Genomic DNA, 14,376 nt, shown 5'->3' on the forward strand with positions numbered 1-14,376 from the left:
CGGTTCTGTCTCGAAAAACTTCGCCCGCCCTGATGAGGGGCGGGCGTTGAAGTTTCCGGGCCCCGTCAGGCCGGGTGGCTGAAACGCGCCACTTGCGCGCCCTGCAGCAGGTTGCGGAAATCGCCGCCGCTGACATGCACCAGCGTCTTGTGGTCGCCGCCTTCGAAATAGACGTCGCCTTCCGCGCCGAAGCTTTCGTCGAGAATGACGGGTACGTCATAGGCGGCGCCCACCGGGGGCACGGCACCGATGTCGCAGTCGCTGAACAATTGCCCGAGCTCGTCTTCCGAGGCGAGGCCCAGTCGCTTGCCAAGCACGTCCTGCAGCGTGTTGAGCTCGACCCTGTGGCTGCTCGGAACCACGGCCAGCGCGTAGCCCATTTCGTGGTGCAACAGCACCGGCTTGGCAAGCCGCCTGCCCGGAATGTGTGCCGCCTGCGCCGTCTGGCTGCTGGTCGAGGTCCGGTGATGGGCAACGGTATCGAAGGGGATACCCTTGCCGGCTATGTAGTCTTGAAGTTTCCTTGCGATCGTCATCTTGGGCGTCCTTCTGTTGGGGGGATCCTCGAAGAACGAGAACCCACATTCTCCTCCCATCCTTTTTCCTGTCAACGAAGAACGCGCCGGCCGCCTGGAGCGGCCGTGCCTACTGTCCGGTGCCGAACGACAGCACGCGCGTGATTTCGGTGTAGCGGGACTCCACGACCATGATCGCCACGAACACCAGGATCACCAGCGGCGGCACGATGATCGCATAAGCAAGCGCCAGCCGCTCCCAGGCCATGTGCATGAACACGGCAACGATGAGCCCAGCCTTCAGCATCATGAAGATCAGGATCAGGCTCCATCTGAGCATGCCCTGAAGGGCGAAATAGTCGACGGCATAGGAACAGGCGCTGAGGATGAATAGCCAGCCCCAGACCACGAGATAAAGCTTGATCGGGTGCTGCTGCCCTTGCGCATGCGCGCCCGCCTGAGCCGGTGCGGCGTGCCCGTGGAGGCCATGATCCCGCGCTTCTACCTGTGCCATCGCTTCACCTCACCAAAGATAGAAGAACGCGAAGATGAACACCCAAACCAGATCGACGAAGTGCCAGTAGAGCCCCATGATCTCGACGCTCTCATACTGGCCCCGCCGGCTGGTGAAGAACCCGCGCGCGCCGGTCTCGTAGTCGCCCCGCCAGACCTTGCGCGCGACGATCAGAAGAAAGATCACGCCTATCGTCACATGGGTGCCGTGGAAGCCGGTGATCATGAAGAAGGTCGAGCCGAATTGCGCCGCGCCCCATGGGTTCTCCCACGGCCGCACGCCCTCGGTGATCAGCTTGGTCCATTCGAAGGCTTGCATGCCGACGAAGGTCGCGCCAAGCGCCGCCGTCAACAGCATCAGGATCGCCGTCTTGCGGCGGTCGCGACGGTAGCCGAAATTGACCGCCATCGCCATCGTGCCCGAGGAAGAGATCAGCACGAAGGTCATGATCGCGATCAGGATCAGCGGGATGTCCTGGCCGAACAGATGCAGCGCGAAGACCTCGCTCAGGTTCGGCCACGGAACGACGGTCGACATGCGCGCGGTCATGTAGGACAGCAGGAAGCAGCCGAAGATGAAGGTGTCGCTGAGCAGGAAGATCCACATCATCGCCTTGCCCCAGGAGACGCCCTTGAACGCCCTCTGGTCCGACGACCAATCGGCAACGAAGCCGCGCAGGCCCGGCGGCCGTGGCGCGGTGTGGTCGGCATGTCCCAGCGTGGTCTCGGCCATCCCTGTTCTCCTCAGCTCAACAGCCGGCGGCAGATGTCGATGAAGTCGGCCGCCCAGCCCATCAGCACGGCAAACAGCACCAGCCAGACGACGAGCAGCATGTGCCAATACATGGCGCACAGCTCCGTCGAGAGCACGAGCCGCGCCGAGCGTTCGCCGCGCCATGCCCTGACGTTGGTCCGGCCGAGCGCCACCATGCCGCCGATGATGTGCAGCCCGTGCATCGCGGTAATCAGATAGAAGAAGCTGACCGCCGGGTTCTCGGTCGCGAAATAGCCTTGTGCCGCCAGATCCCGCCAAGCCAGCAGCTGGCCACCGAGGAAGACCGTCGAGGTCAGCGCGCCGGCCAGCAGCGCAAGCCGCAGATTGTCGACCTGCCCCTTGTGCGCGGCCACGACCGCGCATTGCAGTGCCACGCTGGCCAGCACCAGCATCGCGGTGTTGAGCCACAACAGCCCGGGCACTGGCGCCGGCTGCCAGTCGGCATAGACCATGCGCATGAAATAGGCGCTGATCATCAACGCGAACAGCGCGCCGACCACGGCGAGAAACACCCCGAGCCCGAGCTTGGCCGGATGCACGATCGGCGCTTCGGTCTCGGGGAAGGCAGTGACCGGCCCCGCTTCGAGCCACGGCTTGGACATCAGCCGCTGGCGCGACAGCCACCAGCCCGCAATGGCCGTGATCAGCGCGAGGAAGACCAGGATGACGCTCATGCCGGCCCGCCTTGCGTCATCGGACGCGGGTCGTTCTGCGGAATGAAGTCCTCGGGCGCGCCCGGCACGCTGTAGTCGTAGGCCCAGCGATAGACGACCGGCAGTTCCTTGCCGAAATTGCCGTGCGGCGGCGGCGTCCCCGCCGTCTGCCATTCGAGCGAAGTCGCCCGCCATGGATTGTCGCCGGCGTCCTTGCCGTTGCGCAGGCTCCAGAACAGGTTGAACAGGAACACCATCTGGGCAAAACCGACGGTCAGCGCGGCGATGGTGATGAATTCGTTCAGCGTATGCACCGACGGTGGGATGAACGCCGTATCGCCGAGTTCGGGATAGCGCCTGGGAACGCCGACCAGCCCGACATAGTGCATCGGGAAGAAGATCAGATAGGCGCCGACGAACGTGACCCAGAAGTGGAAGCGGCCCATCGCCTCGTTGAGCATCCGGCCGGTAATCTTGGGATACCAGTGATAGATCGCGCCGAAGACGACCATGATCGGTGCCACGCCCATCACCATGTGGAAATGCGCCACCACGAACATCGTGTCCGACAGCGGCACGTCGACCACCACGTTGCCGAGGAACAGGCCGGTCAGCCCGCCATTGACGAAGGTAACGATGAAGGCGAGCGCAAACAGCATCGGCAAGGTCAGGTGGATGTCGCCGCGCCACAGCGTCAGCACCCAGTTGTAGACCTTGATCGCGGTCGGCACCGCGATGATCAGCGTCGTCGTGGCGAAGAAGAAGCCGAAATACGGGTGCATGCCCGACACGTACATGTGGTGCGCCCAGACGACGAAGCTGAGCGCGCCGATGCCGACGATCGCCCACACCATCATGCGGTAGCCGAAGATGTTCTTGCGCGCATGCGTGCTGATCAGGTCGGAGACGATACCGAAGGCGGGCAGCGCCACGATGTAGACCTCGGGGTGGCCGAAGAACCAGAACAGGTGCTGGAACATGATCGGGCTGCCACCATTGTGCGGCGACTGCTCGCCCATCTCGACGATGGCCGGCATGAAGAAGCTCGAGCCGATGATGCGGTCGAACAGCATCATCACGCAGGCGACGAACAGCGCCGGGAAGGCGAGCAGCGCCATGACGGTCGCCGTGAAGATGCCCCACACGGTCAACGGCATCCGCATCAGCGTCATGCCGCGCGTGCGCGCCTGCAGCACGGTTACCACGTAGTTGAGCCCGCCCATGGTGAAGCCGATGATGAACAGGATCAGCGACACCAGCATCAGGATGATGCCCCAGTCCTGACCGCCCGGCGTGCCCGAGGTGATCGCCTGCGGCGGATAGAGCGTCCATCCCGCTCCCGTCGGCCCGCCCGGCGCAAAGAAGCTCGACACCAGGACCAGCACCGCGAGCAGGTAGATCCAGTAGCTCAGCATGTTGACATAGGGGAACACCATGTCGCGCGCGCCGACCATCAGCGGGATCAGGTAATTGCCGAAGCCGCCGAGAAAGAGAGCCGTGAGCAGGTAGATCACCATGATCATGCCGTGCATGGTCATGAATTGGTAGTAGGCCTCGGGCGTGATGAAATCGAAGGTGCCGGGAAAGCCGAGTTGCAGCCGCATCAACCAGGACAGCACCAGCGCCACCAGTCCGATGGCCATCGCGGTTCCGGAATACTGGATGGCGATGACCTTGGCATCTTGCGAGAAGACGTATTTCGTCCACCAGCTGTGCGGATGGTAGAGATCCATCTCGCCCACTTCGGCCGGCGGGATCAGGTCTGCTCCGTGGGGCGTGACATCGACCATGCGTGCACCTGTTGCTCTTGCCTCTGCCTGTCGCGGTGAGGCCGCCTTCAAGCGGTCGCGCCGTGTCTCCTATTCCAGTTTCGCCGCAGCCTTCGCCTTCTCGACCAGCGCGCCCACCTTGGCGGGCCCGGTCAGTTGGGCGAATGTCGACTGCTGCTGCAGCCACGTCGTGTAGTCCTGCGCGGTGTCGACCATGACGATGCCGCGCATGAAGCCGTGCCCTGTTCCGCAGAGCTCGGCGCACAGCACTTCGAACGTGCCGGTCCGCGTCGGCGTGAACCAGAAATAGGTGACCATGCCCGGTACCATGTCCATCTTGGCGCGGAACTCGGGCACGTAGAAATCATGCAGCACGTCGATCGAGCGCAGCAGCATCTTGACCGGCTTGTCGATCGGCAGGTGCAGGTCGGCCGCCTCGACCACGACATCGTCCTGGCCGTTCGGATCCTCGGGATTGATGCCGAGCGGGTTGTCGGAATTGATCAACCGGGCATTCGACGTGCCGAGCTTGCCGTCGGCGCCGGGCAGGCGGAAACTCCACTGCCACTGCTGGGCGACGACCTCGACCTCGGTCGCATCCTTCGGCACGGTGACGAACTGCTTCCAGACATAGAGGCCGGGAGCCAGCATCGCCGCCACGCCGACCGCCGTGATCAGGGTCAGCCAGGATTCGAGCTTCCTGCTTTCAGGCTCGTAGGCGGCCTTCTGCCCTTCCTTGTGGCGGAAGCGGTAGACGCAATAGGCCATAAACAGCACGACCGCCGAGAAGACGGCGCCGGTGATCCAGAAAGTGACGACGAGAGTGCTGTCGATGTAGCCCCAGTTGGAGGCTATCGGCGTCCACCACCAGGGGCTCAGCACATGGAACAGCACCGAGCCGATGACAACAAGAACGAGTACGAGCGCTATGGCCATCCTCTGTCCTCCCGGCATTCCGGGGGACGCTGTCCCCTGAGGAAGGCCGGCCGCATCATAGCTTGATTTGTCGTCGAAATACTAGGGGAGCCGGTCCAGGCAAGGTCGCGTCATGTTGCAACCGCCTTGACCGCGTCGCGAAAACTGTTGCGCGACCGGCGTTATGTTGTTGCCGGCCGGACGAAATACAAAAGGCGGTGCGGCTGGATTTCCCCGCCGCACCGCCCTGATGTTCGGTCGCCTGTCAGACAGCCTGGGCTGGATAGCCGGCAGTGTCGAGCGCCTGCGCCACCTTGGCGGCATCGGCCGAAGTCTCGATCGAGACCGTCTGCGACTTCAGGTCGATCTCGATGCGCGCGGCCGCATCCACGCTCTGCACAGCCTTGGTGACCATGCCGGCGCAATGGCCACAGGTCATGTCGGGAACATTCATCTTCAGCATTTCAAGAACCTTGTTTCGGGCCGGCACAGCGCCGTAACCGCAATGTGGTGTTTCCAGCCACTGTAAGGTCAATTGGCTTTTCGATCACGGCTTTGTTACCGGACCTGGATCACGCCTCAAAACCCGGCAATGGACTGACGCCCGTATGAAAACATAATATTTTCAGCGAGTTGGCTGAAACTGGAAAATTCCGGAAAAATCCTGTTGACCTTCCCAACGCTGGAACCCTTAGACCTCTGGGCCGAAAGTGATGAAATAGAGGTCCGGTACCCATGAACGCTCCCTTGAACCTGACAACCACACGGCAAAGTTTCCCGATCGAGGGTATGACCTGCGCTTCCTGCGTCGGCCGCGTCGAGAAGGCCATCGCGGCAGTCCCGGGTGTCACCACCGCTGCCGTCAATCTTGCCACCGAGAGCGCCGATGTGAGCTTCGGCGGCGAGATCAATTCCGACGGCGTGATCGCCGCCATCCGCAACGCCGGCTATGACGTGCCGGTCGAAAAGATCGAGGTCGAGATCGAGGGCATGACCTGCGCCTCCTGCGTCGGCCGCGTCGAAAAGGCCATCGCAGCCGTCCCCGGCGTGAAGAGCGCTTCGGTCAATCTCGCTACCGAACGCGCCACCGTCGAGACCCTGGCCGGCACCACCCGCGCTGCCATCGATGCCGCCATCCGCAAGGCAGGCTACGAGCCGCGCCGCAGCGACACCGCGGGCGTCGAGGGCGACAGCCGCGAGGACGCCCGCAACCGCGAATTCTCCAACCTCAAGCGCGACTTCGGCATCGCCGCAATCCTGACCCTGCCGATCTTCGTGCTGGAAATGGGCTCGCACGCCTTCCCGGCGATGCACCACTGGCTGCTGGCCAACATTAGCCAGCAAAGCCTGTACCTTGCCTACTTCGTGCTGGCGACCATCGTCCAGTTCGGCCCCGGCCTGCGCTTCTACAGCAAGGGTGTCCCGGCCCTGCTGCGCCTCGCGCCCGACATGAACTCGCTGGTGGTGCTCGGTTCCACCGCCGCCTGGGCCTATTCGGTCGTCGCCACCTTTGCGCCCGGCGTACTGCCGGCAGGCACGGTCAACGTCTATTTCGAGGCGTCGGCCGTCATCATCACGCTGATCCTGCTCGGCCGCGTGCTCGAAGCCAAGGCCAAGGGCCGCACGTCGGAAGCGATCAAGCGGCTGATGGGCCTGCAGGCCAAGTCGGCACGGGTCGAGCGCAATGGCGAGTTCGTCGACATTCCGCTCGAGGAAGTCACCGCCGGTGACGTCGTCCAGGTGCGCCCCGGCGACAAGGTTCCGGTCGACGGCATGGTTCTGTCCGGCTCGTCCTTCGTCGACGAATCCATGATCTCCGGCGAGCCGATCCCCGTCAGCAAGGGCGAGGGCGCGGAAGTCGTCGGCGGCACGATCAACAAGACCGGCAGCTTCACTTACCGTGCCACCAAGGTCGGCGCCGACACGCTGCTGGCCCAGATCATCCGCATGGTCGAGACAGCGCAAGGCTCGAAGCTGCCGATCCAGGCGATGGTCGACAAGGTCACGTCCTGGTTCGTGCCTGCCGTCATGGTCGCTGCCGCACTGACCTTCCTCGTCTGGCTGGTCTTCGGCCCCGAGCCCGCCGCGACCTTCGCGCTGGTCAACGCGGTTGCCGTGCTCATCATCGCCTGCCCGTGTGCCATGGGTTTGGCGACGCCGACCTCGATCATGGTAGGCACGGGCCGCGCCGCCGAGATGGGCGTCCTGTTCCGCAACGGCGAAGCGTTGCAGTCACTGAAGTCGACGCAAGTCGTGGCGCTCGACAAGACGGGTACGCTGACCGCCGGCAAGCCTGTCATGACCGACCTGGAAGTTGCCACAGGTTTTGACCGTGCCAAGGTGCTGGCGCTCGTCGCTTCCGTCGAGGCCCAGTCCGAGCATCCGGTTGCCGCCGCAATCGTCGCCGCTGCCAAGGAAGAAGGCGTTGCCCTGGCCGAGATCGCGGCCTTCGAAGCAGAACCCGGCTTCGGCGTCAGCGCCAACGTCGGTGCGCACCGCATCGCCATCGGCGCCGACCGCTACATGACCAAGCTCGGCATCTCGGTGCAGGCGTTTGCCGAAACTGCGATCCGCATGGGCCTGAAGGCCAAGACCCCGCTCTATGCGGCGATCGACGGCAAGCTCGCAGCAGCCATCGCGGTCTCCGACCCGATCAAGGCGACGACGCCGCAGGCCATTCGCGCCCTGCACGACATGGGCCTGAAGGTGGCGATGATCACCGGCGACAACCGCCGCACGGCCGAGGCCATCGCCGCCCAGCTCGGCATCGACGAGGTCGTCGCCGAAGTGCTGCCCGACGGCAAGGTCGATGCCATCAAGCGCCTCCGCGCCGGTGGCAGGGCCGTAGCCTTCGTCGGCGACGGCATCAACGACGCCCCGGCGCTCGCCGAGGCCGAGGTCGGCATTGCCATCGGCACCGGCACCGACGTTGCCATCGAAAGCGCCGACGTGGTGCTGATGTCCGGCGACCTGCTTGGCGTCACCAACGCGATTGCGCTGTCCAAGGCGACCATCGCCAACATCAGGCAGAACCTGTTCTGGGCCTTCGCCTACAACGCCGCCCTCATTCCGGTCGCGGCGGGCGTGCTCTACCCGGTCAGCGGCACGCTGCTGTCGCCGATGCTGGCGGCGGGTGCGATGGCGATGTCGAGCGTCTTCGTGCTCGGCAATGCGATGCGGCTGAAGCGCTTCAAGGCCCCGGCCCGTGCTGCGGCCCCGTCGGGCGCCCCATCGCTGGTCCCGGCCGAGTAACTCCACCTACGGCCTGCCTCGCAGAGCATGATCCCGAAAAGTGGGACCCGGTTTTCGGGCAAGATCATGCTCCAACAAAGAAGGCAGGCCGCTCCGCCCCAAATCAAATCTCCTCATCACGCGAGGCCGCCATGCCCAACGCTCCCTGGATCGAAATCTTCACCACGCCCACTTGCCCGGATTGCCTGGCGCTGAAGCGCTGGCTGAATGCGCAGAGCCTGCCTTTTGTCGAGCGCGACTTGCGCGATCCTGCCATCGCCGACGAAGCCAAGCGCCGCACCGGCGTGCGCGTCGCCCCCATCACGATCATCGACAACAAGCACGTCTTCTTTGGCACCTTCGCCACCCAGCGCCCCGAGATCGAAGCGCTTCTGGACCTGACCCGGGCAGCATGACCATGACCTACATTACCCTGCCACAGCCCGGTCGCCGCATTGCGGTCGGCGATGCCCAGACGATCCTCCAGGCAGCGCAGGCGGCCGGCATCAGCTATCCGCACAGCTGCCGCTCCGGCCGCTGTGGCGCCTGCAAGTCGCGCCTCGTTTCCGGCCACGTCGAGCTCGGCAAGCACTCGCCATTTGCGCTTAGCGAACAGGAGCGCGCCGACGGGCTCATCCTCGCCTGCCGCTCCATCCCGATCGATGACGTCGTCGTCGAATGGCTCGACGAGGCTTTCGCTGCCGGGCAGCCTGCTGCACAGGATGCACAGGTCATCGCCATCGACCGCATGACGCACGACATCCTGGCAATCCGGCTCGAACTCACCGAGCGCGAGAGCTTCCGCTTCGCCGCCGGGCAATATCTGTCGTTGTCGGTGCCGGGTGCACCGCCGCGCAGCTATTCGATGGCGAACCGGCCCGACGAGGAAATTGTCGAGCTTCACGTCAGGGCAGTACCCGGCGGCCGCGCCAGCGGCCTGATTCACGAGTCGCTGGCGCCAGGCGACACGGTCCGCATCGAGGGCCCTGCGGGTTCCGCCTATCTGCGCGAGGCGCATGCCGGCCCGATCGTGGCGCTTGCCGGCGGCAGCGGCCTTGCGCCGATCAAGTCGATCGTCGAGACGGCGCTCCATGCCGGCATGGACCAGCCGATCCATGTCTATTTCGGTGCCCGCGCCGAACGCGACCTCTATCTGGTCGAACACTTCCGCGCGCTGGAACGGAGATTCGCCAACCTGGCCTTCGTGCCGGTGCTGTCGCAGACCGCTTCCGATGGCTGGCGCAGCGGCTTCGTCTCCGATGCCCTCGCCGCAGATCATGGCAACCTCACCGGCGCCAAGGCCTATGTCGCCGGCCCTCCGGCCATGGTTGACGCGGCCATGGCCGTTCTCGGCGCCCGTGGAGTTTTGGCGGCGGACATTCACGCCGATGTTTTCTTCACGCCCGAGGGAAGCGACAACAACGCCGCTTGACCACGGCGGGTCCAGTACCCATTGATAAGGCATGCATTCGATGCGGCACATTTCAGCCACGACCCAGCCCCACCGCGCGACCCAGCGCGGACAGGCTGGCGTGCGCGTTGCCGTTGTCGCCGATGGCCGCTCCATGGCGCTGAGAGCCCTGCGACTGATGTTGCCGCTGCTGCTTCTGTTCTTGCTCGCGCTCGGGCAGGCGGCCTCCGCCCACCCGGCTGCCAGCCAGCACCAGCCGCATGCCATGAAGACCATGTCGCATCACGCCGAAGCGGCCGATGAAGCCTGCTGCGGCGATCACTCGCAGGACGAAGATGGCAATGCCTGCCTTGCCCAATGCCTGGCGTCGTGCAGCTATTGCACGCCGCTCCCCGTGCCTGCGGCATTCCCGGGCGCAACGATCAAGTCGCCGCCTCCCGCGGTAACCGAGCCCATGCACGGGGCCACGGCATCGCCTCACCTGCGACCGCCATCCTTCTCCTGAACTGACGCGCATCGATGCGCACGACCCCGGCCCACGGCCGGGAGACAACCAGTTTTGGAGATTATCGCAATGAATACCCTTTCACGCCGCGGCTTCCTCGCGGCCTCGGCGGCTACGCTTTCGGCTGCCGCCATCCCGTCGCTGCTGATGCCAGTGCGCCAGGCCCGCGCCGATGCCCACAAGGTCATCACGGCCGGCAAGCGCGTCATCGAGGTCAAGGGCAAGGCCGCCAACGTGTTCGGCTTGACCCAGGCCGACGGCTCTTCCGGCCTCGTCATGAATGCCGGCGACAACTTCCGCGTCACGCTGAAGAACCTGATCGGCGAGCCGACCGTCATCCACTGGCACGGCCTCACCCCGCCATGGCAGCAGGACGGCGTCGCCGGCATCTCGCAGGAACCTATCCCCGACGGCGGCAGCCACGACTACGACTTCCCTGTCGCCCGTCCCGGCACCTTCTGGATGCATTCGCATTTCGGCCTGCAGGAGCAGTTGATGCTCGCCGCTCCGCTGATCGTGCGCGACCCCGCGGAGGCCGGCCAGGACATGCAGGAAGTGGTGGTGCTGTTCCACGACTTCACCTTCCGCGACCCGCGGGAAATCCTCGCCGAACTCAAGGCCGGCGGCCACGACATGGGCGCCATGCAGGCCCCCACCCCGGCGGCAGCCGGGCATGAAGGCCATGACATGTCGGGGATGTCCGGCATGTCTATGGGCAGCGGCGGCTCGATGAACATGGGCGGCACGCAGATGGACGGCCAGCCGGGTGGCATGTCCCATCTACAGGACGTGCAATACGACGCCCTGCTTGCCAACGACCGCACCCTCGACGACCCCGAGGTGTTCGCCGTCGAGCCCGGCGGTCGCGTCCGCCTGCGCCTCATCAATGGTGCCGCCTCGACCAACATGTGGCTCGACCTCGGCAAGCTCCAGGGCAAGCTGGTCGCCGTGGACGGCATGCCGGTCGAGCCTATCGAGGGCTCGCGCTTCGAGTTCGCCGTGGCCCAGCGCCTCGACATCGTTCTCGAGCTGCCGAAGGAAGCCTCGGCCTGGCCGGTCTTCGCCGTCCAGGAAGGAGGCCGCATGCGCACCGGTGTCGTACTCGCTGCCAAGGGCGCATCGGTCGGCAAGCTCACTGATGTGGCCGACGAGGACTTCCCGGCTGTCGGCGTCGAGCTCGAGCAAAAGCTGCGCGCCGCCAGTCCGCTGGCCGAAAAGACCGCCACGCGCCAGCACACCATGATGCTGGGCGAAGGGCAGAACTATGTCTGGACACTCGACGGCGCCATGCACGGCTCCGACAAGCCGCTGGCGGTCAAGAGCGGCGACCGCTTCGAGCTCACCTTCATGAACCACACCACCATGTCGCACCCGATGCACCTGCACGGCCACCTGTTCCAGGTCGTCGCGGTCAACGGCAAGCGCTTCGCCGGCGCCATGCGCGACACGGTTCTGGTCCCCGCCAACATGGGCATGGTGACCATCGCCTTCGACGCCGACAATGCCGGCAAATGGGCGCTGCACTGCCACCACCTCTACCACATGGCCGGCGGCATGATGACCTCGATGGCCTACGACAACTGACCTGAAACAGCAGGCCGGCGCACCAATGGCGCCGGCCTGCATCACGATTTCGCCAGCCCCTTGAGTTTCCAGTTACTGGAAGCCTTATATGAGACCCAAGTTGATCGAGGAGTGACCATGAACATTGGTACCGCTTCGGAGAAGTCGGGCCTGCCGGCCAAGACCATCCGCTACTACGAAGACATCGGCCTGCTGCGCCCCGATCGCGCCGGCAACGGCTATCGCGACTATTCGATGTCGGACGTGCACCGCCTGCGCTTCCTGCAGCGCTCGCGCAGCCTCGGCTTTTCAGTCGAGGAGTGCCGCCAGCTGCTGTCGCTCTATGGCGACAAGGAACGCGAGAGCGCCGACGTCAAGGCCATCGCCGAAATCAAGCTGGTCGAGATCGACCGCAAGCTGGCCGAGTTGACCGAGCTGCGCAACACGCTGCGCCACCTCGTGCACAATTGCCACGGCGACGACCGGCCAGACTGCCCGATCATCGACGGATTGTCCGGCAAGGCGACCCAGTAAGCGGCAGGCCGCGGGCCCTGGCATGACCAACCTCGCCGCCTATGGCGGCCTCTTCGTCGCGGCTTTCGCGGCCGCGACCTTGTTGCCGGCGCAGTCCGAAGCCGTGCTCGCCGGGCTGGTCATCAATGGCGGTTATTCGCTTGCCGTGCTGATCGGCGTCGCGACGCTTGGCAATGTGCTGGGCTCATGGATCAACTGGCTGCTCGGCCGCCAGGTCGAGCGCTTCAAGCACCGCCGCTGGTTCCCGGCCAGCCCCGCCGCGCTCACCCGCGCCGAAAATTGGTATCGCCGCTATGGCCGCTGGTCGCTGCTGCTTTCCTGGGTGCCCGTCATCGGCGACCCGCTGACGCTGATCGCCGGCACGCTGAAAGAGCCGCTATGGAGCTTTCTCGGGTTGGTTGGCATAGCCAAGCTCGTGCGCTACCTCGCAGTGGCAGCGGCGGCGCAGAGTTTCATCTAGCCAAATTCGTCGACTGGTCGACCGACTTGGGCCGGATCGGCAGTGACTTTGTCACGGCATGGATAGAGCCAAGGCCGATGCAGCACATGGCTCCGCACACTCGATGGCCGCTAGGCCGTGCGTCCTTCGACAAGCTCAGGATGAGGACCGTGGGCGCAACCGCTACCGGTTTTTTCGCGACATGAAAACCGGGCTCGCAATGCGAAATCCGTCGGCACCAGCGCTCCTCATCCTGAGCTTGTCGAAGGACGCACGACCTGGCAGCCTCAACTCAGCAACACCCCGACTTTGAGGCGGCAGTGGACGAGGGTCAGTTGAGCCTGTCGCTCAAGCCCTGATCAGCACCGGCCCGCGCGCGGCAAATCCAATCCCGACGTCCTGTCCCGGCACGAACGGCGCATCGACATCCGACGACACGGCAAACACCTCGCCGAATTCGGTCCCGACCATGAACTCCAGGTCGGAGCCGACATAGGTGACCTTGTCGAGCCGGCCCGGAATCGTGCGCGCACTGCCTGCCGGCTTGATCTCGATGCGGCTCGGCCGCACGGCGAGCTTGGCCGGCCCCGGCGCCATGCCGCGCGCGTCGAGTTTCGTCTCCAGCCCGCCCAGCCGCACATTGGCCAGGCCGTCGGCAACCGACGCGATCTCACAGTCGAAGATGTTGGCCTCGCCGATGAAGTCGGCGACGAAGGCGTCCGCCGGCGCATCGTAGAGTTCGCGCGGCGTGCCATCCTGGGCGATGACGGCATTGTTCATCACGATGATGCGGTCGGAGACGGCCAGCGCCTCTTCCTGGTCGTGAGTGACATAGACCACGGTCAGCCCGAGCTTGGTCTGGATGTCGCGGATTTCCTCGCGCACCCGGCGCCTGAGCTTGGCGTCGAGATTGGACAGCGGCTCATCGAACAAAAGCACCTGCGGCTCCAGAACCAGTGCCCGTGCAACGGCGACACGCTGCTGCTGGCCGCCGGACAGCTCGCTAGGCAAGCGGCCGCCATAGCCGGAAAGCCCCACCAGCTCCAGCCCGGCGCGGGCCCGGTCGCCGATCTCCTTCTTGGCGAAGCCGGAGAACTTCAGACCGTACTCGACATTCTCGTTGACCGTCATGTGCGGGAACAGCGCGTAGGACTGGAACACCATCGACACGTCGCGGTCGGTCGCCGGCAGATGCGTGACGTCGGCGCCGCCGATCAGGATCTGCCCGCGCGTTGCCATCTCGAGGCCTGCGATCATGCGCAGCGTCGTCGTCTTGCCGCAGCCGGATGGCCCGAGCAGCGTCACCAGCTTGCCCGCTTCGACGAACAGCGACACGTTGTTGACCGCCGGCACCGGGCTCTTGCCGTAGACCTTGGTGACCTTGCGAAACTCCACCGAAGCGGCGTTGCTCTTGATCTCGGCCATCAGCGCCTCCTCGGGGTTGTTTGCGGGTAGCGAGCTGTACCCCCACCCCTAACCCCTCCCCACAAGAGGGAGGGGGACTGCCGGCGCGCTGCCGTGGTTCTCGCTCCCAATCGGCGTGCAAGGCAAAC

Annotated in this window: 15 protein-coding genes; 6 read left to right on the forward strand and 9 right to left on the reverse strand. The window is 64.9% G+C overall.

The annotated features are described in order from the left end of the window. Nucleotides 1-65 precede the first annotated feature (65 nt). From ASC75_RS10135 to ASC75_RS10165, 7 genes are all read right to left on the reverse strand, one after another. The gene (locus tag ASC75_RS10135) at nt 66-536 is read right to left on the reverse strand and encodes an aminoacyl-tRNA deacylase (RefSeq protein WP_055974035.1); all 471 of its coding nucleotides are present in this window, start codon (nt 534-536) and stop codon (nt 66-68) included. A gap of 109 nt (nt 537-645) precedes the next feature. After that, the gene (locus tag ASC75_RS10140; RefSeq protein WP_055974038.1) at nt 646-1,029 is read right to left on the reverse strand and encodes a cytochrome C oxidase subunit IV family protein; all 384 of its coding nucleotides are present in this window, start codon (nt 1,027-1,029) and stop codon (nt 646-648) included. 9 nt (nt 1,030-1,038) lie between these two features. Further along, nucleotides 1,039-1,761, reverse strand: a complete 723-nt coding sequence (locus ASC75_RS10145) for a heme-copper oxidase subunit III family protein (RefSeq protein ID WP_055974041.1) — start codon at nt 1,759-1,761, stop codon at nt 1,039-1,041. 11 nt (nt 1,762-1,772) lie between these two features. After that, a complete protein-coding gene (locus tag ASC75_RS10150; RefSeq protein ID WP_055974044.1) occupies nt 1,773-2,477 on the reverse strand; it encodes a cytochrome c oxidase subunit 3 in 705 nt (234 codons plus the stop codon). After that, on the reverse strand, nt 2,474-4,246 hold the full coding sequence (gene ctaD, locus ASC75_RS10155) for a cytochrome c oxidase subunit I (protein WP_055974053.1): 1,773 nt from the start codon (nt 4,244-4,246) through the stop codon (nt 2,474-2,476). Before ctaD ends, ASC75_RS10150 begins: the two co-directional genes overlap by 4 nt. A gap of 69 nt (nt 4,247-4,315) precedes the next feature. Next, a complete protein-coding gene (locus ASC75_RS10160) occupies nt 4,316-5,161 on the reverse strand; it encodes a cytochrome c oxidase subunit II (RefSeq protein WP_055974055.1) in 846 nt (281 codons plus the stop codon). 244 nt (nt 5,162-5,405) lie between these two features. After that, nucleotides 5,406-5,603, reverse strand: coding sequence for a heavy-metal-associated domain-containing protein (locus ASC75_RS10165; protein ID WP_055975343.1), 198 nt, complete (start codon nt 5,601-5,603; stop codon nt 5,406-5,408). A gap of 272 nt (nt 5,604-5,875) precedes the next feature. Here ASC75_RS10165 and ASC75_RS10170 point away from each other — a divergent pair, with 272 nt between their 5' ends. The 3 genes from ASC75_RS10170 to ASC75_RS10180 all read left to right on the forward strand — a co-directional run bounded on the left by ASC75_RS10170 (nt 5,876) and on the right by ASC75_RS10180 (nt 9,803). Further along, nucleotides 5,876-8,392: a heavy metal translocating P-type ATPase gene (locus ASC75_RS10170; protein ID WP_055974063.1), complete on the forward strand. Its 2,517-nt coding sequence runs from the start codon at nt 5,876-5,878 to the stop codon at nt 8,390-8,392. A gap of 131 nt (nt 8,393-8,523) precedes the next feature. Next, on the forward strand, nt 8,524-8,787 hold the full coding sequence (locus tag ASC75_RS10175) for a glutaredoxin (protein WP_055974066.1): 264 nt from the start codon (nt 8,524-8,526) through the stop codon (nt 8,785-8,787). A gap of 2 nt (nt 8,788-8,789) precedes the next feature. Further along, complete coding sequence (locus tag ASC75_RS10180) at nt 8,790-9,803, forward strand: 2Fe-2S iron-sulfur cluster-binding protein (RefSeq protein ID WP_156381188.1); 1,014 nt, start codon at nt 8,790-8,792, stop codon at nt 9,801-9,803. A gap of 52 nt (nt 9,804-9,855) precedes the next feature. Here ASC75_RS10180 and ASC75_RS25945 read toward each other — a convergent pair whose 3' ends face one another. Continuing rightward, a complete protein-coding gene (locus tag ASC75_RS25945; protein ID WP_156381189.1) occupies nt 9,856-10,140 on the reverse strand; it encodes a hypothetical protein in 285 nt (94 codons plus the stop codon). Nucleotides 10,141-10,356: 216 nt separating this feature from the next. Between ASC75_RS25945 and ASC75_RS10190 the strand changes: the two genes are divergently transcribed. The 3 genes from ASC75_RS10190 (at nt 10,357) to ASC75_RS10200 (ending at nt 12,844) form a co-directional block, all read left to right on the forward strand. Then, complete coding sequence (locus ASC75_RS10190; protein ID WP_055974074.1) at nt 10,357-11,871, forward strand: multicopper oxidase domain-containing protein; 1,515 nt, start codon at nt 10,357-10,359, stop codon at nt 11,869-11,871. 117 nt (nt 11,872-11,988) lie between these two features. Then, on the forward strand, nt 11,989-12,384 hold the full coding sequence (gene cueR, locus ASC75_RS10195) for a Cu(I)-responsive transcriptional regulator (RefSeq protein WP_055974078.1): 396 nt from the start codon (nt 11,989-11,991) through the stop codon (nt 12,382-12,384). A 22-nt stretch (nt 12,385-12,406) separates the two neighbouring features. Next, nucleotides 12,407-12,844, forward strand: coding sequence for a YqaA family protein (locus ASC75_RS10200; RefSeq protein ID WP_055974081.1), 438 nt, complete (start codon nt 12,407-12,409; stop codon nt 12,842-12,844). A gap of 327 nt (nt 12,845-13,171) precedes the next feature. Here the strand turns inward: ASC75_RS10200 and ASC75_RS10205 are convergent, their stop codons facing one another. Beyond that, on the reverse strand, nt 13,172-14,248 hold the full coding sequence (locus ASC75_RS10205) for an ABC transporter ATP-binding protein (RefSeq protein WP_055974084.1): 1,077 nt from the start codon (nt 14,246-14,248) through the stop codon (nt 13,172-13,174). Nucleotides 14,249-14,376 lie beyond the last annotated feature (128 nt).

Source organism: Aminobacter sp. DSM 101952 (genome assembly GCF_001424795.1).
Taxonomy (GTDB): domain Bacteria; phylum Pseudomonadota; class Alphaproteobacteria; order Rhizobiales; family Rhizobiaceae; genus Aminobacter; species Aminobacter aganoensis.

Bases quoted from the DNA above. Each gene is read 5' to 3' on its own strand.
- ASC75_RS10140 (WP_055974038.1), bottom strand. From the start codon at position 1,029: ATGGCACAGGTAGAAGCGCGGGATCATGGCCTCCACGGGCACGCCGCA.
- ASC75_RS10175 (WP_055974066.1), top strand. From the start codon at position 8,524: ATGCCCAACGCTCCCTGGATCGAAATCTTCACCACGCCCACTTGCCCG.
- ASC75_RS10190 (WP_055974074.1), top strand. From the start codon at position 10,357: ATGAATACCCTTTCACGCCGCGGCTTCCTCGCGGCCTCGGCGGCTACG.
- ASC75_RS10160 (WP_055974055.1), bottom strand. From the start codon at position 5,161: ATGGCCATAGCGCTCGTACTCGTTCTTGTTGTCATCGGCTCGGTGCTG.
- ASC75_RS10150 (WP_055974044.1), bottom strand. From the start codon at position 2,477: ATGAGCGTCATCCTGGTCTTCCTCGCGCTGATCACGGCCATTGCGGGC.
- ASC75_RS10135 (WP_055974035.1), bottom strand. From the start codon at position 536: ATGACGATCGCAAGGAAACTTCAAGACTACATAGCCGGCAAGGGTATC.
- ASC75_RS10170 (WP_055974063.1), top strand. From the start codon at position 5,876: ATGAACGCTCCCTTGAACCTGACAACCACACGGCAAAGTTTCCCGATC.
- ASC75_RS10200 (WP_055974081.1), top strand. From the start codon at position 12,407: ATGACCAACCTCGCCGCCTATGGCGGCCTCTTCGTCGCGGCTTTCGCG.
- ASC75_RS10145 (WP_055974041.1), bottom strand. From the start codon at position 1,761: ATGGCCGAGACCACGCTGGGACATGCCGACCACACCGCGCCACGGCCG.
- ASC75_RS10180 (WP_156381188.1), top strand. From the start codon at position 8,790: ATGACCTACATTACCCTGCCACAGCCCGGTCGCCGCATTGCGGTCGGC.
- ASC75_RS10205 (WP_055974084.1), bottom strand. From the start codon at position 14,248: ATGGCCGAGATCAAGAGCAACGCCGCTTCGGTGGAGTTTCGCAAGGTC.
- ctaD (WP_055974053.1), bottom strand. From the start codon at position 4,246: ATGGTCGATGTCACGCCCCACGGAGCAGACCTGATCCCGCCGGCCGAA.
- cueR (WP_055974078.1), top strand. From the start codon at position 11,989: ATGAACATTGGTACCGCTTCGGAGAAGTCGGGCCTGCCGGCCAAGACC.
- ASC75_RS10165 (WP_055975343.1), bottom strand. From the start codon at position 5,603: ATGCTGAAGATGAATGTTCCCGACATGACCTGTGGCCATTGCGCCGGC.